The following is a 22,649-nucleotide window of genomic DNA, read 5'->3' on the forward strand; positions in this document are numbered from 1 at the left end:
GCAATTGAATGCGAATGTACTCCGTGCTTTAATCTTTTTGCTGACGTGTTCTATAACGGTAAAGCTTGCCATCCGGAAGATATGCAGGCCTGTGGCTAGTCAAATGGATCCATGGCGCGGCAATGATTGTTCAGTCGAAAAAACACCAGGAAAAAATCTATTATCGAGCCACTTACGCAATATCCATGCGGGTTTCGGGCGTATTTCGGTCTGGAGTGCGCATGGATGTTGCGGCTCACTTATAGAAGGGACTTTTTTCAAGCTTTTTTTTTGCTTGGCGATAGCTGGTCAATTCTCAGGAAACGGAGTTTTTAGGTCCGCTGTTTTAATCCAGCCACTTGAGATTTTTGAAGATCGAAGATGCCTAAATTTAACGTAAGAAAATTCGTCTATTTGTTTTACAACGATCACGATATCCGAGCTTGTTAGATAATTTTTTTGTGCAAAAAAATTGTTATTTATCCGATTATGAAAAAATGATTTTTCTTTTGAAATGATACGTATGCCGATAATTTTTGTACGCTTTTCTATGGCGAATCGTCTTGTATGATCCCCATCGGGATTTTCCTTAAAAGTGCTGCCGAGATTCAAACATCCGGGGTCTGGTGCGTGATCAAATTGAATAACCCACTCGCCCTGTTCATTTATGTAAAGGCGACCCTCGCTATCATATTCTTTGTCTCTTAGTTGGTAGGTGCTGTTCGTGATGTAGCCAGTTATTTTATTGGCCTTGTCCATGTTTGTAGAGCCATAAAATAATAATACGCATGAAAAAGGATTTCTTTCATAGATAGGCATTCAGTGCAAATGGGCGATGAAACCCGTCCATCCGGAAATTTTCCCAATTGCACCACCTTGTTAGCGCCCGCATCAAACACATGCATCGCTGCCTTCACCGTAAAATTGCCGGGGCAGGTGCAGATTATGTTGCTGCCGTATAGAGTAACTGATGATAGTCCAGCCATTATCTGGGCATTTACTGAAATCACCGTAATTTCTTTGTCTGCCAAAATTTCTAACTGATAGGTATGCGCTTGCAAAGACAAGGGCCCGATTCCGGCATACCGCTGTATCCCGTCTTCATTACTAAACAGCGCGGTCGCATTACTTGAGACTGCCGTCATCGTGTAGGCCGCAGCCCAATGCATCTCGTTTTGCGTGGGACTGTGTAGACAGGCTCAGTGCGTGGATATCCTTGAATGTTTCAATAATTCACTGATGCGAGCTATTTTATAGATTGATATACTGCTTCGTAGATCAAATTCAAGCGATTCGGTTGAAATTCGCCAAATGAAAATATAAAAATGCATTGTTCCTCGTTCGCTAAATTGACGGGCACGAAATACAGCATTAGCCCACGCTTACTTCCAATATATGCAATGTCACCATCGAATTTTGAGGTTTTAAGGCCTAACGATTTTGCTATCCATTGAGCAGCTCCAATAATTGTATAACCATCCAGCTTAGAAAATTCAATTAGATCTTTAGCAGTTATTTTGAATTTATTATTGTTAACAATAATTTCGAATTTTTCAACTGCCAATTTGGCATCGTCATCATCGAAAATCATTTTTTTTGGAGCTTGAAGTAAATTCAGTGTCATGTCATTTCACCTCTTTCAAATAACCTTTTGCAACGAGCTCTTCAACGGATCGTGGTAGTTCGTATTGTATTCCTTTCCCTCGTTGTTCAAACCAGGGAATTGCTTCATCAGCTTGAACATTGGGAATTTTTTTTGTACCTCATATATTTTGTAGAGTTTATTGAGTGTGTCCATTGGAAGGGCTCTGTTTTCAAATGGTTCATTAGCACTCGCAGAAAAAGTACCCTTATCGCGAAATACGCCCGTGTCGCGATCGAAATAGCCACCATGCCGATCTATTTTTTCTCCAGGTTCCAATACAATCTCTTCTGTTGAAATTGCCCCACGATTTGGTAGCCAGCCATCATTTAGTTTTTCGTCAGTGAACATTTTTTCAAGTGCTGCCCATTCTTCATTTTTTTGTAACTCATAGGCCTTTTTCGCCATTTTTCCTTGGCCATTAAAATCGTCAACTGTCGCTGAAAAGTCTTTGAGCGAGGCTTTCGCGGTTTGTTTTTCAGTTGCGCGCCCCTTGGTTTTTACAAATTTGGCCTGAGTGTCATTGTTTTTCTGATAGCTAGCCGAGATCGAGCTGGGAGGAGGCGCTGCTGCTGGCTAAGCGCATCCGCAATTGCGATTGGGTGGCCTCGGTGGCGCGTACGCCGTGGTGGCGGATGCTGCTCTCGCCCGGCATGGCCGGCGCTGTGACCTGCGCATCAAAGACCACTAACTGATGATTGGCATGGTTGGCCGAGCAAGAGTTAGATTCAGATTCAGAGCCAGTCTGATCGTGTTCAAAGCGGTAACTCAAACCTTCGGACGCCAATAAGTGGGTCAGAAACTCCAGATCGGTCTATCGGTACTGGTTGCAGATTGCACGTTTTTGCAAGGTCTGCGTGACATCCCAGGCAAAATTGGTTTGCGGATAATCCGCCATCAGATCGGTGACGATTTGCTGCGCATCTTTGTCTTGAAAAATAAAGGCATCGGGTCGCAAGCGCAAGAACGCCAGGAAGGGTCCAAGACGCAAGCGATAACGCGCCACGCTAACGCCTTTTGAGCGCAAGTTGGTGACAATATCTTTTTCGCTAGCGAGACCCTGATCGGGCGATATCGGCCTCAAAGTTATTCGTCGCCGTATGGACGACCATACTCACGGTGAAACAGTTATTACACGGTGCATATTGGTTATGCTGGCTGAATTGAAAAGTATGGGCGGCAGCGAGTTGCCTGACCGCGCCTGTACCGTTGAAGTGTCTGTTTAATTTTGGTGCTTCGATACAATCAAATGACCTTAATAGAGAAGCAATCGAACAATAAATTCGTGTGAATTTTTGCTTGTCCAGATGGAGTTGTTTCAATAAAAGATCCGTCCAAATTCTTTTCAAATTTATTATCTTTAATAAAGCTGAAGGCAATAGGAGAGGGAGTGGTATTATGATAAGAAAATTCAGTAATGTTATCTCTAAAGATATAATTTCCCGATACCGAGCCAAATTTTTTTTCTATGTCAGCAATATCAATAGTTTCATTTAAGGTAAAGCTAAATTCAGTTGGCTTTCCATTTGAAGAAAAGACGATAAAGTGTTTAAAACCAGAGATATTTGTGTCGTATTTTTCTATGCCAGCGGCAATTTTTTCACGCAACGTTCCTAACTGGCTTGCGGCGGCAGGTACATCTTTTGCAATAACATTTATTACGCTCAATAAAATATTTATATTGGTCACGTTTAATCGATTATTTTTGGACGGGATGTAACACTCGATTGGCTTCATTCCGCAATAACTGTCCATTTACGTCGAGTTAACTCATCAAGCAAATATTGCACAATCATTTTTTTCTCATTTTCGGTGACCACAATTTCCTCATGCGGTTGTTCCCATGTGTCTATGCTACCTATATTAATGATGAAATCTGGTGACCCAAATCCTCGTGCAAATGACTCGCCTAGTACTTTTAGGGTTTTATCATTAATCTGTAAACTGATAGAACTGGGTGTAGTTTTTATTATTGAGATCATGTCTCTTCGGATAGCTCATAATTTTTTGAGCAATGGGGCGATTACCAAGGTAGGCTGCTGTACTGTTGTCGATTTACCCCCAAGCTACTGTTAAGTTATGTTGTAGTCGTTGATTTTGTTTAACCGAAAAAATGTACCCAAAATAATCTTCATCTTCGTCTAGTTCAGGAAGATTTGGATCGAAATGTGGATCGTTTTTCCACCAAGCAGGATATTCAATCTTTAAACCATTTACAGCGAACATAGTGGCCTGCATTTTGAAATCATGCTGATATTCAATGACCAAATTTGACGAAGTCATATCCCAGCGATGATCGTTCCATTGAAAACACAGGATGCCAAAATCAACATACAGTGCGAACGTATGCTCGCCAAATTCAGAGAAATTACCGTTTGATCTTTCTATTTTATTTCCATCTATCGGAGAGAAAGTACCAGTATTGGCATCGAAAATAACCTGTTGTTGCTGCCTCAGAATTTGATTAAATACAATCATACGTTTAGATTGTGGGTTACGCTCTTACAGCCAATCTTTAGTGTAATTAATAAAAAACTGAGATTTTTCCGTTGCATTTGAAAGCATAACAAACATATTTATATCTTCTTCTTCTGTATCGTAGGGATTGCAATCAATGCCGTCTCGATCTAGGTAAGTGGTTTCGAATACTCGTTGCCCCTTAGAGTAAAGCGAAAAATGGTTAATTCCAGGTTTGACATTTTTCTGTATCTCTACTTTTATTGCACCAAGAGAACCTAAGAGTTTAGTTTCATTTTTAAAGAAGACAGGGCCTTTTGGTGTCGCATAAACACCAACAACGTTATTCCCTTCAACTACAAAAGTGCCAAATGAAATTTTTACGTTATTTTTAGTAATTTCATCGCGTGTTGTAATGCGATGTGAACCTTCATAGGTGTCATACTCCAAAATTTGCAAGTAGTTGTCGAAATTTTTGAGGTATATTCTTTTTTCCATTACTGACCTTAAAAAGATTTGAGTGCTGCGTCTATGTAGGAAGTGTCTTTCTTTTGAAGCCATTCTTCGAATTTCGCTAAAAGTGTGTTTATATCACTATTCGATGTGGAAGATGATTTAATTATTTTATCGTAAGCTTCATCAAGTGTTTTACCACTTTCCAATTGTTTGCTGACTAGATCTTCAAATTTTGGCCCTAGCGGATCGCCGTATCTACCTGAGTTCACCTCATAAATATAGTCTCGTAGTGGTTGTGGCGTGAGATCCTTATACTTCATACCAAGTTCTCTCCTGTCTTTCCACAACTCATTGGCGATTTCATTTTTCGGTTTTCCAGTCTCTGTCATATTTTGTGATTTTTTTTCTAACCCTGCCACTTCGTTTTCATAGGATTGGCGTAATGGATGGTTTTTAATATCGGCACCAATTTTCTCTCGAATTGAAGAAATTTTCTCTTGATTCGAAGATGCTGTAGTTTCTTTTGGTGATTCTTTTGCGTAATTTTTTTGTTGCTTTTCTCGCGCCTTAACGTTTTTCCTCTTATCACAACTAGGACAAGCCTTATTACTAGTCTTAGGATTCTTAGCCTTTTTCGCGTTTTTGCGAGCCCCCCAAGCCTTGGGTTTTGCTCTTGGCTTGGGAGTAGCCGTTGGCACCACCTTAGGAACAGCCTTAGCCTCAGAGGTCGCCAGAGATTTTAATGCATTCACTCCTTTAGCTGCCCCTTTCACTGCGCCCACGGCACCGGCTCGTGCGCCTTCTGCTAGAAATACTGCATCCGTTACTGCACTACCGAGCGCCCGCATATCCCCTTTGCCAGCGGCATCGGTCACCGCGTTGGCGACATTCGCTGGCATGCTTTTTAATGCATTGCCCAAACCCTCATAGCCGTCTTGGACTGCCACTTTACCTAAGGCACTGAGTGGTTTGATATCTTCTATCGTGATGGCCGCCGCAGCGTCTTTTGCGCCGAGTGCGCCTAAGCCTTCTTTTGCCAGAATCTTGCTGCCACCAACCACGACTTGTCCAAAATCGTAGACGCCATACGCCCCTTCCTTGGCCATATTGCCAACGGCGTCTCCGACACCTTTCATGTACTCTACAAAATTGATTGCTGCATTTGGATCGGCCATATCACTTATCCTATTTCTAATAATTTATAGCGCAATACGCCATTCAAGCTCGGTACAGCCCACCAGGGTCGCGCTGCGTAAGACGGGTAAAATGGCCGTGTCATGAAATACCGCCGGCACCCAGGCTTTGCCGTGAAGGCGGATAAAATCAGCCCCCAGCACATCCATGCAAAAGGCAAAGGCTGCCATGCCAGTGGCATCATTGATTTGATGCGTTCGTGCTGCTTGCATTGCTTTGGTAATGTATGCCGTTAGGTCTGCATCTGCCGTTTCATTGGTGGGCGATTCTTGATGAAGCGTTTCCAAATTGCTTGCATGCTTAGCCCAACAAAAACGTGCCGCCACTTCATCGCTCAAGCCCTTTGGTGTGGCGTCAAACCAGGCGCTCTTGCCATTCTTGCGTGCTTGTTGATCTGCTTCTTCCCAGCCTTGGTCGCTGACTCTATCGGGCAGCAGATCAGGAATATCATCCGGATACAAAGACAGGTCATCGAGCACAGATTGAATCTCGCTCTGCGTATCAAAGGCAGGACCAATCGCACAGCAATAATGGAGATACGTCGTCAAGGCACTCTGAAAGTGAATCTCGTAACGTTCTTCTGCGTAATCTATCTTGCGTGCCACCATGCGCTGTGTTAGTGCGGGCGGCAAGGGGGCAAACAGATCCGTATAGTCGGCACGCAATTGAGTACTCAGTTTTACTGCGAACTTATGGCGAATGTCGCTATCGAGTAGTCGTAATTGATCGAATGTAATTGTAATCATAGATAGCGCTTGTTGGCAGTCTGGGGTTTGCGAATAAACCAATCTCTAAGACACCGCGGTGGTATCAGTTGAGTAGGCTTGTTGGCCCGTTTCTGGGAGATACCAGTGCCACCGGACAATCGGCCCTAGCAGTGCCTTTGTTTGCTCTGTATTGAATAATGTCGTTAGTAATTGCTGCAAGACCCGTGGGTCATAAAATCGTAATAGCGCCTCATTGCCATCAGGTAATTTGGCAATTAATTGCTGTTGCAAGTGCCTGTGTAAAACGGACGGAATTGCCTCGCTCCAAATCCAAGTCACGCATGGCGCAAGTATCTGAGCTTTTATTAGCCAGCTTATCCTCGCTTCATGAGTGGTTTCAAAAGGATTTAGTTGCAATAAAAAAGGCCCTGCTGATTGCGCATCTTGTTCAGGCATTCCGGCAAATAAACCTAGGGCAGCATCAAAAGAAACATGCTGACGTATCATTTGAAGTTTGGTTGCGGTATGTGCCGCATCAATTAATGCATACAAGCGCAGCTTACCTGTTGTCAATGTCCGCAATTGTTGCGTTATTTCTTCCTGCGGCCTTACTTCAGAAAAATACATGCTGCGGGATTGATTTAAGTTGGAAGTTACCATCAGCTGCGAGCTACTAATGGACTACCAGATGCCGCCGCATCCTTTAGGCATTCAGTGCAAATGGGCGATGAAACCCGTCCATCCGGCAATTTCCCCAATTGCGCCGCCTTGTTCGCCCCCGCATCAAACACATGCTGGGCTGCCTTCACCGTAAAATTGCCGGGGCAGGTGAAGGTGATGTTGCCGCCTTCTAGAGTGACGGAGGATTGCCCTGCCATTAGGGTGATTTTTTGTTTGGCGTTGATGCTGATTTGGTCGTTGACCGAGATGATGGTGATCTCTTGGTCGGCCAGTAGTTCTAGTTTGTCGGTGTGGGCTTGTAGCGAGAGTGGGCCGTTGCCGGCGTAGGCCTGTATTCCGCCGGCATGCGTGAACAAGCTGGTGGCGTTGCCCGAGACGCTGGCCACGGTGTGGGCTGCTGCCCAGTGGCTGTCTGCTTGCGTGGTCCAGTGCAGCTGTTGGCCTGCAAACAGGGCAGTCGACGCCGGGCTGGCGAGGTTGATGCTGGACTGGCCTTCCAGATGGACGATGGCGCTCTCGAACTTTTCTACCGGCTGTGCTGGGTCTAACTCGCGTGCGCCAGGCGTGGCTTTCTGTGCGGTGTGGCCATTCACGGGGGCTGTGTATTTGCCTTTTTGTTGTTGATCTAATGCCGTGATGCGCGCACCTTGCGCCTTGTTGGCGTCGCTGCTGATCAAGGCGTTTTGATGGGTGGCGGCCTGGCTGATGGCGCTAGCCGTGCCTTGTGCGGCTTTGAGTTGGGCGACACTTTCTTGCACATCCATCTGGGTTGAGCTGACGCTGCTGCCTTTGGCCTGACGTGCGGTGGTGGAGATCAATACGCCTTCGGCGCCGCGCAGGCTAGCCCAGGCATCGCTGCGTAACTCAAAACCGATCCCTCGATAACTACCGCGTTGCGCCGAGGTGGGCGCTTGTGCGATCAGATAACCGAGATTGAGCTGGGATGCGGCGCTGCTGCTGGCTAAGCGCATCCGTAATTGCGCTTGGGTGTCATCGACCACCCATTGGTTGTAACCGCCATCTTCGAGATTGTTGCTATGCATGCCGGAGAGGTAACCGGCGTGATTCACGCCAGAATCGACACCGGCCGAGTAGGGCGGCAGATCACTGCCGTTGTAGAGCTGGGCGATAACGACGGGCCTATCCATATCGCCCTCAATAAAATCGACCACGACTTCACTACCCAGACGCGGCGTAAAATTCGTCCCCCAATTGGCTCCGGCCAGCGCCTCGGCCACGCGCACCCAGGTACCGGAGGTCTCGTTACCGGGGGCGTTGCCCTTAGTGTCTGCCTCACTGCCAGTCTCGCTCAAGCCACCAGCCAATGGCGCTTGCCCGCGTTGCCAGGCAAATTGCACCTTGATCTGATGATCGCGTTCTGTGCTCAAAGGGGTGCCAGCCAAACCGACCACCAGCGCCACCTGTGCGCCCAATGCGCTAGGCGGGCGACGCAATGCGGTGGCGGCGGGCACGATGGGCACGCTTTGGCGTACACAGCTAAAGGTATTTCTATAGGTGCCGCGCTCTAGCTCGTTGATGTTGAGCAGGCGCGCCACGCCCGCCGCTATATTGTTGGTGGCGGCATGCTCTACCGAGAGCACCGTGAAGGCGTCGTCACCGGGCAGGTAATGCGCATGCTGGCTTAAGGTGAACGCATGGCCAGCGGCCAATTGACGTACCGCACCGCCGCCTTGGTAGCGTTTATTTTGCATTTCCAAGGCGCGCAATTGCAGCTCGCTATGATCCGAGGCGGCCGCGCTATCGGTATAGGCGCGTTCTGCCACGCCATCATAGATAGATAAAGCGGGTAGTTCACCGGCTGCCAGACTAGAACTCAGTTCTGAGGCGGGTGCGCTTACTTGCGAAAAATCCCAGCTGGAGACAGTCACGGCATTGCTCTGTACCTGACGGATGGCGGCAAACTGATTGATAGAATCGCTGGCCTCGCTGGCGCGTACTCCGTGATAGCGGATGCTACTGTCGCCCGGCATGGCCGGCGCGGTGGCATGCGCATCAAAGATCACTAGCTGATGTTTGGCATGGCTAGCCCAGCCGGAGTTTGACTCGGATTCAGAATCAGAACCGGAACCCGAGCCAGCCTGATCGTGTTCAAAGCGGTAACTCAAACCTTCGGACGCCAATAAGCGGGTCAGAAATTCCAGATCACTCTCACGGTATTGCGTGCAGATCGCGTGTTTTTGCAAGGTCTGCGTGACATCCCAGGCAAAATTGGCTTGCGGATAGTCTGCCATCAGATCGGTGACGATTTGCTGCGCATCCTTGTCCTGAAAAATAAAGGCATCGCGCCGTAAACGCAAAAAGGCCAGGAAGGGCTCTAGACGCAAACGATAACGCGCCACGCCGCCATCGGCACCCAGCCATTGCGCCTCGGTACAGTAGCCATGCCAGGCACGCTTGCTGCCATCTGCCTGCAACAGCCTTAGCGTAATCTCTTCTCCGATGAATTGCTTGAGGTCGACCGTGGTCGATAAACTCAGGGCATCGATCTCGAAGCAGAACAAATCATTGACCGCCTCCGTGCCGCTAAAGCTCTCTACCATCAAAGAATCAGGAAGATCTGAACCCTGCGCCGTCTCCAGAGTAATGAGACGGGCATGCTGGCTTAACAGGGAACCGAAGAGTTGAGAACTGACGGCGGCAAGCTCATTGCTTAGCGTGGAGGTGAGGTCGTTCATAAATAGCTCTTAGTGCGCAATCAAGGCAAGGTGATGGTGATATTGGCGGCGCGCGGGGCTAGCTTGACGACATCGTTATAGGCATTGATGCTGGTCGCGGTGGAGCGCGACAGCATCCAGTTCAGACCAGAATAGCCAGAGATTGCAATCAGGGCGAATACAGAACAAATGATCCACAGCGGCACTTCATTGCGTAGCTTGTTGATGATTTGATCGGGGCGCGCCCAATGCGGCGCAAAGCCTGCACTCTTGCCCTTCATTAAAGCGATCTCATCGCCGAGGCGGGCGGTCAGATAGTTGAGCTTTTCTGAACCTTCCAACATGTATTTGCCTTCAAATCCTAATAGCAGGCACATATGAAATACCTCCAGGGCTTGAACGTGGGCGGCACCCCTAGTGCGTAATTCTTCTAAGCGGTTGTAAAAATTTTCTCCAGCCAATTGATCGCCGAAAATGAGCAATTGCAGAGGGCGGCGCTCCCACGCGGCTTTTATATCGAACTGTGAACGTAGGATGATTTCATCGACGGCGGCGCAGAACGCATATTTGGCGCCATGAATGTCGTCGGCCGATGCGCCCATTTTTTTTGCATTGCGATCGAAGTCTTCCAGGAAGCGGCTGATTTTGGTCGAAAAAATGACGTCGTCTTGCGGTGCGCTACGATTTTTTAGCATGAACAAGGCATAAAAACCGTCGTACATTAAATCGAGTAAGGAGCGCGGGGTGAATGTGTTGTCGGCCGCGGCATGTTGCGCAAAATTATTGCCTAGCAGTGAAGGAGCCGAATTGTAGGTGCTGTTCATGTCGCTCATGCTGTAATCGCCAAAAGTTCGAGTTTAAGGTCACGTATCCCGGAAGGTACGTAAATAGAAATAGATTGGGCTTGGAGCATACGCTCGTACATAGGCCCTTTATTTTCTATCGCAAAATAGTAGGTGTCTGGTCGTACCGGCACGGCTGACGGCACCTGCGGTGAGTGCACTAATTTGACGCCAGGCATGGCCGACAGCACAAATTTTTCTACATCGTCCGGCGCTCCCAGCTTAAATCGCAGAGGTACGATATCGACCAGTTCTATTGCCGGCATATCCGCGCCGACCGCAATGTAAAGGCTAGTCTCGGCGGTAATTTTGCCGGAATCGAGCATGCCGTGGTGATACGATGGTTTGGTTTCAGTGAGCGCAATAGAGAAGTATTTGGACGAAATGACTGTATCCAACAGCTCGCGGATTATCCCGTGCAGCTTGGCAAAACAAGGACCGGGATCTTGATGCGAATACGGTGGTAAGTCGGTCAGGGAACTGGTCTTGGAATAAGTCAGCAAAGCACCGGTGATGCCGAGTAATTGTTCATACAGACGCTCGGGGTGCAAATTAGGATGGTGCAAATAATGGCTCAAAGAAGCAAATGCAGAGCTGGCTGTATGCAGTAACCAAAACGAAGAGATATCGCCGGAGCGAAATTCAATCACGTTTTTACTCGGTTCGCGGTGATGCCCGTACAAGGCGTTTACCTTGGCTTGCAAGGCATCTAGTAAGCGCCGTAATTGTATAAACAATAGTGGTGAACTGCGGATGCTCAAGCTAGGCGCAACAAAACTAGGGTCTAACTCAAAACCGCCTGTTGAAGTGCGGCGCAAACGTAGGACCGGAAAACTCACTAGTGAATCGCGTGGCTCAAATTCTGATACCAGCCTTGCGGTTTTTTTGAGATAAGTTAATTCGGCGTTGACTGCCTGCGTGAACAGATCCGGGGTATCTCTATTTTCTTGCACATAGCGACTGGAGTTACTGCCATTCGGCGTCGCAGAGAAGTTGCCGCCAAAGCTTTTGAGAGCAGGAAGAGCGATGTAATAGGTAATGCTCTGCTGTGATAGTGCGAGTTCACTCAGATCAATCGCTGCCGGTAAATCGTCTACTGCGGGCGCTTTCAGCATCTCGCCATCTTGAAATATGAGGGCAAGCTCTAGCAGTCGCAAACTATTGTTTGCTAGTGCATCTTTATCGCACTGCAAATTAATAATGCCCCAGGAGTATGGGTGTAAGGCCATTGCCATTTCATGCAAGCGGCGCTCATGGTAGTTATCCTGTTGCTGGAAATGTTGAGGACGTAGGAACAAGCCTTCGCCCCATAAAACTTTTGCGTCGATGTTCACGTGATTCTCTTTTAAATAATTATGATTGTTGCTTTTGCAGTTTTTGTCCGTTTTAAGGACAGCGTAGCGCCGACATGGACTGGGTATTGGAAGTGGAAATTGCACTTACCATGCCTGTCCCTACATTTATGGCGCAGGCATGCATGGCCACAGTAATACCAGATTTTTCTGCTTCTGCTGCGGGAAAGCTAGTGCGCCAGCGCTGCGCCGCAGGCGCTCTAAATAGCCCAATGACGCCTATAAAGTAAGCCTCTTGGCTCACTTTTTCTTCAGAACGGTAGATCTGCCCAGGTACCAGGGTTATTTCTTTTACTTCCAGTAAATCCGCGCCTAACAATTCTTTCTCTTTTTGAGGATTTAAAAAGGTGTCGTAACTGGCCTGCTCAAATGCGGCATTTTGTTTTAGCTTATAAATCCTGGCGACCAGAGCTAGTGGGCGACCATTCGCATCCAGATTTAAATTATTCGAGGCGTGTACATCAATCCGAATAGTTCGAGCTGGTTTTTGCGCATCCGGGATTTTTGGTATCTCTGGGACGTCAGGTTTTTTTATTCCTACTACTTCCAATGCACTGTTGGTGATGCCGCCAACCGCTTCCATCGTGCCGCAGCCCGACATTGTCATTAGGCTTGTGAAAATTAAAATTAATTGTATAAAAGATTTTTTCATATTCACCTGAATTAGTTACCTAGGCTTGATCATTGCTTGATGTTCTTTAGGTTTGACGTGACTTTATGTGAGGCAGCGCAAAATCGTTTTAACATTTATTCATTTCTTGTCACTCGAATGTTCGATGAAGCACGACGCCTAGTACGAATATTTTTCTAATGAATTTTATTTCCGGATAATTACCGCAATTATAAAATATACAACACCAATGTGTTAATCATTTTTTACGTCAAAATTGTTACTAACTTTATTTTGTCTTTATATTAATTAATGGATGTTAATTGGAGATGGCTGAAATAGAAGAAATTTTCAATGTAGATGTCGATTTTTTGACGTGTCCAGCGGTATATGTGGAATTAAATTATTACAAATTATTACAAATTAACTAACGCTAGTTGTTTAATTACTATTGCCATAAAATTAACCGTATTTTAAAGTGGATGCTGCTTAGAAAAATAGTTTTTTGATTTAATTGCGCTCATGGTTTACGGGCATTAAGAGGAAATGGTTATGTTAGGTCGTACCGGTAATTATCTGTTGTGTATATCGTCCATCGTATTGTTGAGCGCGTGCGCTGACATGTCTAAAAAAGTGGTAGAGGTGCCTGTGCCTGTTAGTCTGGATAGTATGTTGGCGCAGGCTACTGCCGCATCTAGTTCCGGCCAGCCAGAGAAGGCCTTGACTCAGTTGCAAGCGGCCAAAAGCGCTTATCCTGCGGATAAAAAGCCATGGTTGCAAATGGCGCAAATTAACTTTGATCGTTCTAATTACGGTCAGGCCATCATTGATGCACAAGAGGTCTTGCAGCGTGATCCTAGTGATAAGTTGGCCAATAGCATCGTTGCTGTGAGTGGTTTGCGCTTATCAACCAAGGCTCTTGCGGATTTGAGTAAGCAAAATAATCTGTCGGGTTCGGTTCGCACTGAGGCGCAAGATCTGGCGAAATTGCTGCGTGAGAGCTTGGGCGAGTCAGTCTTAGTTCCTGTAGTGCCTAAGCCAGCACCTGTCGTAAAACGAACCGTGCCTGCAAAGCCAGAGGCAGTTGCGGCTAAGCCTGTGGCAGTTGAAGTGAAAAAGGCAGATAGCAATCCTTTTAGTTCTTTGAAGTAATGACTCAGTAATAAAGATGGACGTTGGCCAAGAGACGTTTTGGTCATTTTTTAGCCTTATAAGGAGCTGTCATGGCAAAGCAAGAAAGTATACAAAAAAAATTACAAAAAGTGCGTCCACCACGTATTCAGATGACGTATGACGTAGAGATAGGCGACTCGGTAGCGCAAAAGGAATTGCCTTTCGTTGTTGGTGTTGCGGGCGACTTTAGCGGTAAGTCTGAGTTGGCTCAGCAGCGTTTAAAGGACAGAAAATTTGTCGGTATCGATAGAGATAATTTCGACGAAGTAATGAGTGGCTTGCAGCCGCGCGCAGCGTTTCGGGTTGCGAATGAGCTCAGTGATAAAGGTGGTGAGTTTGCGGTTGATTTGAAATTTGAATCGATGGCAGATTTTCGTCCTGAGTCTGTGGTGCAGCAAGTCGAACCTTTGAAAAAATTGCTGGAAGCGCGTACTAAATTGGCGGATCTGAGAAATAAGTTGGCTGGGAATGAGAAACTAGAAGATATCTTGAACGATGTGCTTAACAGTACAGAAAAACTGGCTGCTTTGAGTCAGCAAACTACTAAGCAGGGAGCTTAATATGTCCTCACAACAATTGGCCACTAGCGCGCCTGGTGAGTACGCAGAAATCGGGTTGTTGGATCAGATCGTCGAGCAAAGTAAGGTCGCTAAGTCGTCAGTAGAGCACGCTAGAGCTAAGGATATTATCTCTGAATTGGTGAGTCAGGTGATGCAAGGCACTGTAGTCGTGTCAGATAATCTGGCAGCAACTATCGATGCGCGGGTTGCTGAACTCGATTACCTGATCTCCAAGCAATTGAGTGCAGTCATGCATGCGCCCGAGTTTCAGAAGCTTGAAGGTAGTTGGACTGGCTTGAATTATCTGGTGCGTAACACTGCCACCGGCACTGGTTTGAAAATAAAAATGATGAACGTCACCAAGAAAGAATTGGTGAAAGATTTTCAAACAGCTTTGGAATTTGATCAAAGCACGATGTTTAAGAAGGTCTACGAAGAAGAATTCGGTACTTTTGGTGGTGCGCCGTTTGGTGCCCTGATCGGTGATTTTGAAATTACCCGTCAACCTGAAGATATGTATTTTATCGAGCAGATGTCGCACGTTGCCGCAGCGGCGCATGCTCCGTTCATCTCTTCGGCATCACCTGAATTGTTTGGCCTCGAGACTTATAGTGATTTAGGTAAGCCTAGAGATTTGTCTAAAGTTTTCGATACCGTTGAATACGCCAAATGGAAGTCTTTCCGCGAGTCAGAAGATTCTCGTTATGTGGGGCTGACTTTGCCGCGTTTCTTGGGTCGTTTGCCATTTAATCCACGTGATGGCGCAACGGTCGAAGGTTTTAATTTTGTTGAAGACGTCGACGGTACAGATCATGAGAAATATCTGTGGTGTAACGCGGCGTATGCCTTCGCCACTAAGCTGACCACGGCCTTTGACGATTTTGGCTGGTGCGCTGCGATACGCGGGGTTGAGGGTGGAGGCTTGGTGGAGGATTTACCTACCCATACCTTTAAAACCGATGAGGGCGAAGTGGCATTGAAATGCCCAACCGAAATCGCGATTACCGATAGACGTGAAAAAGAATTAAGTGATCTGGGCTTTATTTCTCTGGTCCATTGCAAAGACACTGATTATGCCGCGTTTTTTGGCGCGCAATCAGCGCAAAAAGCAAAAAAATACGCCAGCGATACGGCCAATGCCAATGCCGTATTGTCTTCCCAACTTCAGTACATTTTTGCCGTTTCACGCATTTCGCATTATATGAAAGCGATGATGCGCGACAAGATAGGTAGTTTTGCGTCAGCGGCGAACGTGGAAGAGTTTTTGGGGAATTGGCTGTCTCAGTATGTACTGCTTGATGATAATGCCAGTCAGGCAAAAAAAGCGCAGTTCCCATTAAGAGAAGCCTCGGTGCAGGTGTCGGAAGTTCCCGGCCGTCCAGGTGTTTATCGTGCGGTGAGTTTCTTGCGCCCACATTTTCAACTCGATGAGTTATCGGTATCACTCCGTTTGGTCGCGGAGTTGCCTCAATCGACCAAGTCGTAATTTTTTAATTAATTTTTTGTGAAGGAAATACAAAATGGCAATTGACGTCTATCTGCAAATCGACGGTATCAAAGGTGAATCTACGGATTCTACTCATAAAGACTGGATCGAATGTAATTCAGTAAGCTGGGAAGTATTGCAACCTAAATCTGCCACTTCTTCTAACGGTGGTGGCCACACTGCCGAGCGCTGCGAGCACAAAGATATTGTTTTGCATAAGCTGTGTGATTTGGCGACACCTTTGTTACTGCAAAATAGCTCATCTGGAAAAACTATTCCTAAGGCAAAGTTTGAATTCATGCGCGCAAATGCAGATGGCGCAAGAATTAAATACTTTGAAATCGAGCTTAAAAATGTCTTGATCGGCGGTGTTTCTCCTTCCGTTGTTGCTGGCAACATTTTGAATGAAGAAGTTCGTTTGAAATTTTCTGAAGTGAAATGGAAATACATTCAGCAAAAAATCGACGGCGGCGCTGGTGGGAATACTGCTGGTGGTTGGAGCCTGTCGGAAAATAAAGTAGCTTAAGTTTTTTTGTAATGTCCGCGGCATTCATTGGTTTGAATGTCGCGGTAGCTTTTTTGGAAGTTTGATTTATGCATGGCTTTGCTCCCGGATTGTTGGATAAATTATTAATGGGCAATCGGCAGACCGCGTCTAATGATGTGGTGGTACGCCTGTCTATGGAAGAATTGAAAGATTCTGTGGCGCGCGACCTGGAGTCTTTGCTCAATACCCGCAAAGTCATCTCCGATGAGCTATTTAAGTCCTACCCGGAATGTAGTAAATCGATAGCCACTTATGGTCTGAACGATTTTGCAGGTCTAAGTTTGTCGAGTACGGATGATAGAGCTTTTATTTGCCGTTCTTTGGAGAAGACCATCGCCAGACATGAGCCACGCCTGCAAAACGTGATCGCTTCTTTAGAAGTGCAAGAGGGTTCGGTGAATAAACTCAATTTCGCTATTTCTGCCTTGTTGGTGGTACATCCCGCGCAAGAGCCTGTCAGTTTTGATGCCGTCTTGCAGCCGTCTAGCTTACATTATTCGATTAGTAAAACGCGCCGTAATACGCGCATAGAGTTGTAAGATGGACGAGTTACTGCCCTATTACGAGCGTGAGCTCGGTTTTCTAAAGCGCTATTCGCGCGAATTTTCTGAGCGTTACCCGAAGATTGCCGGACGCCTATTGATGGTCGGTGAAGTCTGCGAAGACCCGCATATTGAGCGCATGATACAGTCGTTCGCCTTGCTCAATTCGCGTATTTCTAAGCGTCTCGATGATGATTATCCAGAATTCACGGAAGCACTGTTCGATGTCTTGTATCCGCATTATTTGCGACCTTTCCCCTCCTGCTCTATCGCTCGTCTCGATTATAGCGCTGCCGCCGCTCAGTTAACTGCTGCGGCAAAAATTGCACGCGGCACCGAGCTAACATCTAGACCCGTGAAGGGCGCAGCATGCCGTTTTAAGACTGTCTATGACGTGACTGTGGCACCGATACGTTTGTCGCACGTGAGGTTTGATCCGATTGCCAATCCCCCCGAATCGGTGGTGTTGCCGACTAAAGCTACTTCCAGCATTAGTATTACGATTGATATGCTCTCTGAGCAGCTAGGTTTTTCGCAACTGAACTTAGATTCGCTGCGCGCCTTTATCGATGGTGAATCCTCATTTTGCGCGGGCTTAAGAGACAGTCTTTTCATGCGCACCGTGTGCGCTTATGTAGAAATTGGTCAGAGTCGGCGCTGGATCGCATTGAAAAAAGTACCACTACAAGGCGTAGGTTTTGATGAGGACGACGCTTTAATCTCGTTTTCAGCACGCTCGCATCCGGCCTATCGCTTACTTACTGAATATTTTAGTTTCCCTGAGAAGTTTAATTTTTTCGATATCGATTTGAAGGCGATTAGCTCCGTTTTGCCTAGCGCATGTAAATCCTTTACTCTGCATTTGGTCTTAAGCGGCTTGCGCTCAGATTCAAATATGGCGCGCATGCTGGCCACGGTCTCCGCTAAAAACGTCCTGCTGGGCTGTACCCCGGTAATCAATATTTTCAAACAACGCGGCGATCCTATTCGCCTCAGCCATACCGGCGCACAGTATCCGGTGGTGGCCGATGCGCGGCGCGCCTTTGCCTATGAAGTGCATAGCATAGACTCGGTCAAGATGGTCAGGCAAACGCCACAGGGTGAATCGGTTACAGAGTTTCGTCCTTTTTATTCCTTGCAACATGGCGAAACCTCAGAGAAAGAGGGACATTATTGGGTGGCACACAGAGATGAAATGCTGGCCACCAAAAGCCCTGGTTATGAGACCTCAATCTCTATCGTGGATATCGATTTTGATCCGGCTGCGGTAGAGATACAAACCCTCAGTCTCGATCTCACTTGCAGTAACCGTGATTTGCCGGCGTCGCTCACCTATGGTTTACCGGGCGGCGATCTGTTCCTCGAAGGCGGATCTATGGTTAATGCGATTAGCTTTTTGCGGAAGCCGACTAACTCATATCGCTTTGAGCGTGGTCGTGGAGCGCAATGGCGTTTAATTTCGCATTTATCCCTGAATCACTTGTCTTTGTCTAAGGGAGGCTTGGTGGCTTTCCAGGAAATGTTGCGATTGTATGATTTACCACGATCGGCGACCTCGCAAAGACAGATAGGTGGTGTAGTCGGGATAGAGCATAAGGCCGCAAAAGCCTGGTTGCCAGGCAATCCGTTTGCCTGTCTGGTGCGCGGCATAGAAATACGTCTGACCATAGAGGAAGAAAGTTTCGTCGGTAGCGGTGTGCATGCTTTCGCGCATATTTTGGATAGATTTTTTGGTTTGTATGTAACCGCAAACAGCTTTACGCAGCTCATTATTTTGTCTAGCAAAACAGGGGAGGAGCTCCTGCGATGTTTGCCACGAAGCGGCGATTTGAGCCTAGTGTAGTTCAGCGTTTGCTGGATGAACCTTACCGTTTTCAGTTTTTTCAGGCGGTCAGGATGGTTGAGCTTTGGTTGAAACAAAACGGCGTTCCGCACGAAAATGCGGTCGCTGATTATGTGCGTTTTAAAAACCGTACTTCACTGAGTTTTCCTGCCAGTGAATTAGAGGCGTTGAAGCTACAGCCGGCATCGATAAAAAAAACCGAAGTTGAAATGCAAGCCGCTTTGCAAAATGGTGAGCTGGGACAAATCGCTATTACGCCTACCTTCATGGGTTTTTTGGGTGGGAATGGAGCACTACCCGCCCACTATACCGAGAGCATAGCGGCACAAGAGTTATTTGAGAAAGATGAAAGTCCCAGGGCCTTTCTCGATACGTTTTCAAACCGGGCGGTGGCGCTGTTTTATCAGGCTTGGCGTAAATATCGCTTAGAGCTGAAGTATGAGTTGGGGAAGCAAGACAAGTTTTTGCCGCTACTGTTATCCATCGCTGGTTTGGGGCATGAGAGTTTGCAAGACAGGTTGGAGCCTGAGAAACAAGGCGTATTAGATCAAAGCATGGGGTTTTATGCTGCGGCCTTGATGCAAAGGCCAGCCTCGGCGGCGCATATGCAACGCGTCTTGAGTGAGTATTTTGGCGTGCCGTTTTTGATAGAGCAATTTGTTGGTGCGTGGTACGAGGTGCCGGAGCAGCAACAAACCATGCTCGGCTCTGTCAACGCTACGCTAGGTTCTGAGGCCATGGTCGGCGCCAGAGTGTGGCAGCGTGATTTGCGTATGCGCTTGTTGATAGGGCCTTTGAACCGGGTTAAGTTCGACACCTTTTTACCTGGCGCAGCAGCAGCCAGAGCCTTGGAGCACATGCTTGCGATGCTGAGTAATTTATGCTTGGAATTTGAAGTGCAGTTGGTACTGCGCAAGCAAGATGTCGTGGGAATGAATTTCTCTTCAGTAACGAATAGTGGGCGTCTCGGCTGGGATAGTTTTTTGATGACGACACCATCTGCTGAGGACCGCAATCATGTGCGTTATGTGATACAGGGATTATAAATAATACGCTGAGCGCTAGAGATCATTTTATCGCTAAGCAAGATGTGAAAATACTGTGTGCCTGATGATACGACTCAGGCCATCAAGACCAGCAATAAAACAAAGGTAAACTGAAAATGAGCATTAACCTCAAGACTTTGATTAGCAAACTCAATGATACATCGCGTACTGCGGCGACCAGAGCCGCCTCGATTTGTGTGGGACTGGGTCAGTACGAGGTCGATATTGAACATTTGTTTTTAGCTTTGCTAGAGCAACCTAATAGTGATTTTGTGCGTATCGCCCATCACTGCGACATTAGCCCGAATAGTTTAGAGGCAGATCTACGTACTGAGATCAATCGTTTTCAGACCGGGAATAGTCGCACACCGGTGTTTTCTCCACATTTGCCCAAACTGTTTGAGCATGCCTGGCTGATCGCTTCGCTCGATGTGCAGGCTGGCAAGCAGCAACAGATACGAAGCAGCCATTTATTGTTGGCTTTACTGACAGAACCAGATCTGGCGCAATTGGCGTATCGCGGTTCTAAACTGTTTGTTAAATTCAGGCTTGACGATTTAAAACACAATCTGGCGAAACTGACGGCAGGATCGCAAGAGAATGATGCTGCAGATGTTCAGCAGCAGGGGGGCAATCAAGCCCAGGATGGTGGCGATCCGGTGAGCGAATTGAATTCCAAAGTCGCTGGCAAGACGCCTGCTTTAGATCAGTTCACCACCAATCTGACTCAGCGCGCCCGCGATGGAAAAGTTGACCCCGTGATTGGCCGCGATATGGAAATCCGTCAGGCTATCGACATCCTGATGCGCAGACGCCAAAATAATCCGATACTTACCGGCGAAGCTGGCGTTGGGAAAACTGCTGTGGTTGAGGGGTTGGCGCTCCGTATTGCGCTAAATGACGTTCCGGAAGTATTGCAGGGCGTCGAGATTCATACGCTTGATATGGGCTTGTTGCAAGCTGGTGCCAGCGTCAAAGGCGAGTTTGAAAATCGCCTGAAGAACGTGATCGATGAAGTCAAGAAAAGCCCGCACGCGATTATCCTTTTCATCGATGAGGCACACACCATGATAGGGGCTGGTGGCCAAGCCGGGCAGAACGATGCCGCTAATCTTTTGAAGCCCGCATTGGCGCGCGGCGAATTGCGCACTATCGCAGCCACTACCTGGAGCGAGTACAAAAAATATTTTGAAAAAGATGCGGCTCTGGCGCGCCGCTTCCAGGTCGTCAAAGTAGAAGAGCCATCTGAAGAGTTGGCCTGCGCCATGTTGCGTGGTATGGCGCCCTTGATGGAGAAACACTTTAATGTGCGAGTTTACGATGAAGCCATCACCGAAGCGGTGCGGCTCTCGCATCGTTACATCAGTGGACGCCAATTGCCGGACAAGGCCATCAGCGTACTCGATACCGCTTGCGCCAAAGTGGCTCTGGGGCAAAACGCCACCCCCGTCTTATTAGAAAACATCAGCAAAAAATTGGATAGGCTCAGTGCAGAAGTAAGTTCGTTAGAGCGTGAGCAAAGTGCCGGTGGCAAGCATAGCGTGCGCCTGCAAGAGTTGCGTACATTGTCTGAGTCTTTGCAGAGCGAGCAAAGTAGTGTGAGTGCGCGCTGGGAACAAGAAAAAGTCTTGACTGAGCAAATCAAAAACCTGCGCGCCACTTTAGAAGCTAGCACAGAGCCTGCTAACGGCACTGACCATGAAGCGGAAAAACCTAGCGCTAGTAGCAAAACCGGCAAAAAATCCAAGGACGCGAAAGTGTCCTCAGAAAATAGCGAGTTACAAGGCTTGATCGAACAGCTAAAGCAGCTACAAGGCGATACGCCTATGGTGCCGGTGCAGGTCGACGGCCATATTGTGGCCGAGATCGTGGCGGCCTGGACTGGTATTCCTTTAGGTAAGATGGTTAAGGATGAGATCAAGACTGTGCTTAACCTGCAAAATTTATTGCAAGAGCGCGTCTTAGGCCAAAGCCATGCTATCGATGCGGTGGCGCAAAGGGTGCGCACCTCGCGCGCAAATCTGGACGATCCGAATAAACCTAAGGGCGTATTTTTGTTTGTAGGCCCATCTGGCATCGGCAAGACAGAAACCGCTTTGGCGCTGGCCGACGTGTTGTACGGCGGCGAGCGCAAACTAGTTACCATCAATATGAGCGAATACCAGGAAGCGCATAGCGTCTCTGGCTTAAAAGGCTCGCCGCCAGGTTATGTCGGTTATGGCGAAGGGGGAGTATTAACCGAGGCGGTACGACGCAATCCGTATAGCGTCGTCTTGCTCGATGAAGTAGAGAAAGCGCATCCTGATGTGCTGGAATTATTCTTCCAGGTGTTTGATAAAGGTGTACTGGATGATGCCGAGGGCAGGGAGATCGATTTTAAAAATACTATCATCATCCTGACCTCGAACGTCGCCTCTAGCCAGATGATGCAGGCATGCCTGAACGTAGAGGCGAAAGATCTGCCGACACCTGAAATGCTAGAGCAACAGATACGTCCGCAATTGATGAAGGCTTTCAAGCCGGCTTTCTTGGGACGTCTGAAAGTGATCCCGTTTTATCCGATCGCCGATGAGGTGCTGGTGCAGATTATCGAACTCAAACTCAAACGCATCCAAAAGCGTATCAGCATCAATCATAAAGCCGAGTTGAGTTATGACGATGCCCTGGTAGAGGCGGTGTTGGCGCGCTGTACCGAGGTCGATTCTGGTGCCCGTAATGTAGACAATATCCTCAATGGCACGCTCTTACCGGAGATCGCCGAGAGCGTCTTGGCTAAAATGGCAGAAGGTGCAGCGATCAGTAAAATTAAGGTCAGCGCGAATAAACAAGGCCAGTTTAAATACAGTATTAAGTAGTA

At 47.4% G+C, this 22,649-nt stretch carries 22 protein-coding genes and 2 pseudogenes; 8 read left to right on the forward strand and 16 right to left on the reverse strand.

The features are described 5' to 3' along the window. Positions 1-288 precede the first annotated feature (288 nt). The 16 genes and pseudogenes from ACO0K8_RS01480 to tssJ form a co-directional block, all read right to left on the reverse strand. Positions 289-738, reverse strand: coding sequence for a hypothetical protein (locus ACO0K8_RS01480; protein ID WP_422944847.1), 450 nt, complete (start codon positions 736-738; stop codon positions 289-291). Next, complete coding sequence (locus ACO0K8_RS01485; RefSeq protein WP_422944848.1) at positions 717-1,148, reverse strand: DUF2345 domain-containing protein; 432 nt, start codon at positions 1,146-1,148, stop codon at positions 717-719. Before ACO0K8_RS01485 ends, ACO0K8_RS01480 begins: the two co-directional genes overlap by 22 nt. Positions 1,149-1,225: 77 nt before the next feature. Then, positions 1,226-1,603 carry a hypothetical protein gene (locus ACO0K8_RS01490; RefSeq protein ID WP_422944849.1) on the reverse strand — a complete coding sequence of 126 codons (378 nt, stop codon included), beginning with the start codon at positions 1,601-1,603 and terminating at the stop codon, positions 1,226-1,228. A 1-nt stretch (position 1,604) separates the two neighbouring features. After that, a pseudogene (locus ACO0K8_RS01495) lies at positions 1,605-2,029 on the reverse strand (TNT domain-containing protein). A 130-nt stretch (positions 2,030-2,159) separates the two neighbouring features. Continuing rightward, positions 2,160-2,705 (reverse strand): annotated as a pseudogene (locus ACO0K8_RS01500) (contractile injection system protein, VgrG/Pvc8 family). Positions 2,706-2,866: 161 nt separating this feature from the next. Continuing rightward, entirely contained in the window at positions 2,867-3,310 is a 444-nt protein-coding gene (locus ACO0K8_RS01505) for a hypothetical protein (RefSeq protein WP_422944850.1), read from the reverse strand. A 44-nt stretch (positions 3,311-3,354) separates the two neighbouring features. After that, positions 3,355-3,603 carry an Imm74 family immunity protein gene (locus tag ACO0K8_RS01510; RefSeq protein WP_422944851.1) on the reverse strand — a complete coding sequence of 83 codons (249 nt, stop codon included), beginning with the start codon at positions 3,601-3,603 and terminating at the stop codon, positions 3,355-3,357. Between the two features lie 73 nt (positions 3,604-3,676). Next, positions 3,677-4,099, reverse strand: a complete 423-nt coding sequence (locus ACO0K8_RS01515) for a hypothetical protein (RefSeq protein WP_422944852.1) — start codon at positions 4,097-4,099, stop codon at positions 3,677-3,679. Between the two features lie 24 nt (positions 4,100-4,123). Then, complete coding sequence (locus tag ACO0K8_RS01520) at positions 4,124-4,576, reverse strand: hypothetical protein (protein WP_422944853.1); 453 nt, start codon at positions 4,574-4,576, stop codon at positions 4,124-4,126. Positions 4,577-4,584: 8 nt separating this feature from the next. Further along, positions 4,585-5,709, reverse strand: a complete 1,125-nt coding sequence (locus ACO0K8_RS01525; RefSeq protein ID WP_422944854.1) for a hypothetical protein — start codon at positions 5,707-5,709, stop codon at positions 4,585-4,587. Positions 5,710-5,733: 24 nt separating this feature from the next. Beyond that, positions 5,734-6,474, reverse strand: a complete 741-nt coding sequence (locus ACO0K8_RS01530; protein WP_422944855.1) for a hypothetical protein — start codon at positions 6,472-6,474, stop codon at positions 5,734-5,736. Positions 6,475-6,519: 45 nt separating this feature from the next. After that, positions 6,520-7,062 (reverse strand): DUF4123 domain-containing protein, encoded by a 543-nt coding sequence (locus ACO0K8_RS01535; protein ID WP_422944856.1) that lies wholly within the window; start codon positions 7,060-7,062, stop codon positions 6,520-6,522. A 32-nt stretch (positions 7,063-7,094) separates the two neighbouring features. Beyond that, positions 7,095-9,812 (reverse strand): type VI secretion system Vgr family protein, encoded by a 2,718-nt coding sequence (locus ACO0K8_RS01540; protein ID WP_422944857.1) that lies wholly within the window; start codon positions 9,810-9,812, stop codon positions 7,095-7,097. A 20-nt stretch (positions 9,813-9,832) separates the two neighbouring features. Next, positions 9,833-10,615, reverse strand: a complete 783-nt coding sequence (gene icmH / locus ACO0K8_RS01545; protein ID WP_422945835.1) for a type IVB secretion system protein IcmH/DotU — start codon at positions 10,613-10,615, stop codon at positions 9,833-9,835. Between the two features lie 5 nt (positions 10,616-10,620). Next, positions 10,621-11,967, reverse strand: a complete 1,347-nt coding sequence (gene tssK, locus ACO0K8_RS01550; RefSeq protein WP_422944858.1) for a type VI secretion system baseplate subunit TssK — start codon at positions 11,965-11,967, stop codon at positions 10,621-10,623. Positions 11,968-12,019: 52 nt separating this feature from the next. Continuing rightward, on the reverse strand, positions 12,020-12,637 hold the full coding sequence (gene tssJ, locus ACO0K8_RS01555) for a type VI secretion system lipoprotein TssJ (RefSeq protein WP_422945836.1): 618 nt from the start codon (positions 12,635-12,637) through the stop codon (positions 12,020-12,022). A 510-nt stretch (positions 12,638-13,147) separates the two neighbouring features. Between tssJ and ACO0K8_RS01560 the strand changes: the two genes are divergently transcribed. The 8 genes from ACO0K8_RS01560 to tssH all read left to right on the forward strand — a co-directional run bounded on the left by ACO0K8_RS01560 (position 13,148) and on the right by tssH (position 22,647). Continuing rightward, a complete protein-coding gene (locus ACO0K8_RS01560; protein ID WP_422944859.1) occupies positions 13,148-13,747 on the forward strand; it encodes a tetratricopeptide repeat protein in 600 nt (199 codons plus the stop codon). Between the two features lie 71 nt (positions 13,748-13,818). After that, complete coding sequence (gene tssB / locus ACO0K8_RS01565; RefSeq protein WP_422944860.1) at positions 13,819-14,328, forward strand: type VI secretion system contractile sheath small subunit; 510 nt, start codon at positions 13,819-13,821, stop codon at positions 14,326-14,328. A 1-nt stretch (position 14,329) separates the two neighbouring features. Next, positions 14,330-15,814: a type VI secretion system contractile sheath large subunit gene (tssC, locus tag ACO0K8_RS01570; RefSeq protein WP_422944861.1), complete on the forward strand. Its 1,485-nt coding sequence runs from the start codon at positions 14,330-14,332 to the stop codon at positions 15,812-15,814. A gap of 34 nt (positions 15,815-15,848) precedes the next feature. Further along, the gene (locus tag ACO0K8_RS01575) at positions 15,849-16,340 is read left to right on the forward strand and encodes an Hcp family type VI secretion system effector (protein WP_422944862.1); all 492 of its coding nucleotides are present in this window, start codon (positions 15,849-15,851) and stop codon (positions 16,338-16,340) included. A 68-nt stretch (positions 16,341-16,408) separates the two neighbouring features. Then, complete coding sequence (gene tssE / locus ACO0K8_RS01580) at positions 16,409-16,900, forward strand: type VI secretion system baseplate subunit TssE (protein ID WP_422944863.1); 492 nt, start codon at positions 16,409-16,411, stop codon at positions 16,898-16,900. Between the two features lies 1 nt (position 16,901). After that, positions 16,902-18,746, forward strand: a complete 1,845-nt coding sequence (tssF, locus tag ACO0K8_RS01585; RefSeq protein WP_422944864.1) for a type VI secretion system baseplate subunit TssF — start codon at positions 16,902-16,904, stop codon at positions 18,744-18,746. Beyond that, a complete protein-coding gene (tssG, locus tag ACO0K8_RS01590) occupies positions 18,710-19,792 on the forward strand; it encodes a type VI secretion system baseplate subunit TssG (protein ID WP_422944865.1) in 1,083 nt (360 codons plus the stop codon). Before tssF ends, tssG begins: the two co-directional genes overlap by 37 nt. Positions 19,793-19,908: 116 nt before the next feature. Beyond that, entirely contained in the window at positions 19,909-22,647 is a 2,739-nt protein-coding gene (tssH, locus tag ACO0K8_RS01595) for a type VI secretion system ATPase TssH (RefSeq protein WP_422944866.1), read from the forward strand. Positions 22,648-22,649: the final 2 nt, after the last annotated feature.

The sequence above is a fragment of the Undibacterium sp. Ren11W genome, assembly GCF_049340485.1.
Classification (GTDB): domain Bacteria; phylum Pseudomonadota; class Gammaproteobacteria; order Burkholderiales; family Burkholderiaceae_D; genus Undibacterium.

What these genes read in the sequence shown, in the direction of transcription:
- tssE (WP_422944863.1), top strand. Translation starts at nt 16,409, where the DNA reads ATGCATGGCTTTGCTCCCGGATTGTTGGATAAATTATTAATGGGCAAT.
- tssJ (WP_422945836.1), bottom strand. Translation starts at nt 12,637, where the DNA reads ATGAAAAAATCTTTTATACAATTAATTTTAATTTTCACAAGCCTAATG.
- tssH (WP_422944866.1), top strand. Translation starts at nt 19,909, where the DNA reads ATGAGCATTAACCTCAAGACTTTGATTAGCAAACTCAATGATACATCG.
- ACO0K8_RS01480 (WP_422944847.1), bottom strand. Translation starts at nt 738, where the DNA reads ATGGACAAGGCCAATAAAATAACTGGCTACATCACGAACAGCACCTAC.
- ACO0K8_RS01490 (WP_422944849.1), bottom strand. Translation starts at nt 1,603, where the DNA reads ATGACACTGAATTTACTTCAAGCTCCAAAAAAAATGATTTTCGATGAT.
- tssB (WP_422944860.1), top strand. Translation starts at nt 13,819, where the DNA reads ATGGCAAAGCAAGAAAGTATACAAAAAAAATTACAAAAAGTGCGTCCA.
- ACO0K8_RS01540 (WP_422944857.1), bottom strand. Translation starts at nt 9,812, where the DNA reads ATGAACGACCTCACCTCCACGCTAAGCAATGAGCTTGCCGCCGTCAGT.
- ACO0K8_RS01560 (WP_422944859.1), top strand. Translation starts at nt 13,148, where the DNA reads ATGTTAGGTCGTACCGGTAATTATCTGTTGTGTATATCGTCCATCGTA.
- tssC (WP_422944861.1), top strand. Translation starts at nt 14,330, where the DNA reads ATGTCCTCACAACAATTGGCCACTAGCGCGCCTGGTGAGTACGCAGAA.
- ACO0K8_RS01525 (WP_422944854.1), bottom strand. Translation starts at nt 5,709, where the DNA reads ATGGCCGATCCAAATGCAGCAATCAATTTTGTAGAGTACATGAAAGGT.
- icmH (WP_422945835.1), bottom strand. Translation starts at nt 10,615, where the DNA reads ATGAACAGCACCTACAATTCGGCTCCTTCACTGCTAGGCAATAATTTT.
- ACO0K8_RS01520 (WP_422944853.1), bottom strand. Translation starts at nt 4,576, where the DNA reads ATGGAAAAAAGAATATACCTCAAAAATTTCGACAACTACTTGCAAATT.
- ACO0K8_RS01510 (WP_422944851.1), bottom strand. Translation starts at nt 3,603, where the DNA reads ATGATCTCAATAATAAAAACTACACCCAGTTCTATCAGTTTACAGATT.
- ACO0K8_RS01575 (WP_422944862.1), top strand. Translation starts at nt 15,849, where the DNA reads ATGGCAATTGACGTCTATCTGCAAATCGACGGTATCAAAGGTGAATCT.
- tssG (WP_422944865.1), top strand. Translation starts at nt 18,710, where the DNA reads ATGTTTGCCACGAAGCGGCGATTTGAGCCTAGTGTAGTTCAGCGTTTG.
- ACO0K8_RS01535 (WP_422944856.1), bottom strand. Translation starts at nt 7,062, where the DNA reads ATGTATTTTTCTGAAGTAAGGCCGCAGGAAGAAATAACGCAACAATTG.
- tssF (WP_422944864.1), top strand. Translation starts at nt 16,902, where the DNA reads ATGGACGAGTTACTGCCCTATTACGAGCGTGAGCTCGGTTTTCTAAAG.
- ACO0K8_RS01485 (WP_422944848.1), bottom strand. Translation starts at nt 1,148, where the DNA reads ATGCATTGGGCTGCGGCCTACACGATGACGGCAGTCTCAAGTAATGCG.
- ACO0K8_RS01530 (WP_422944855.1), bottom strand. Translation starts at nt 6,474, where the DNA reads ATGATTACAATTACATTCGATCAATTACGACTACTCGATAGCGACATT.
- ACO0K8_RS01515 (WP_422944852.1), bottom strand. Translation starts at nt 4,099, where the DNA reads ATGATTGTATTTAATCAAATTCTGAGGCAGCAACAACAGGTTATTTTC.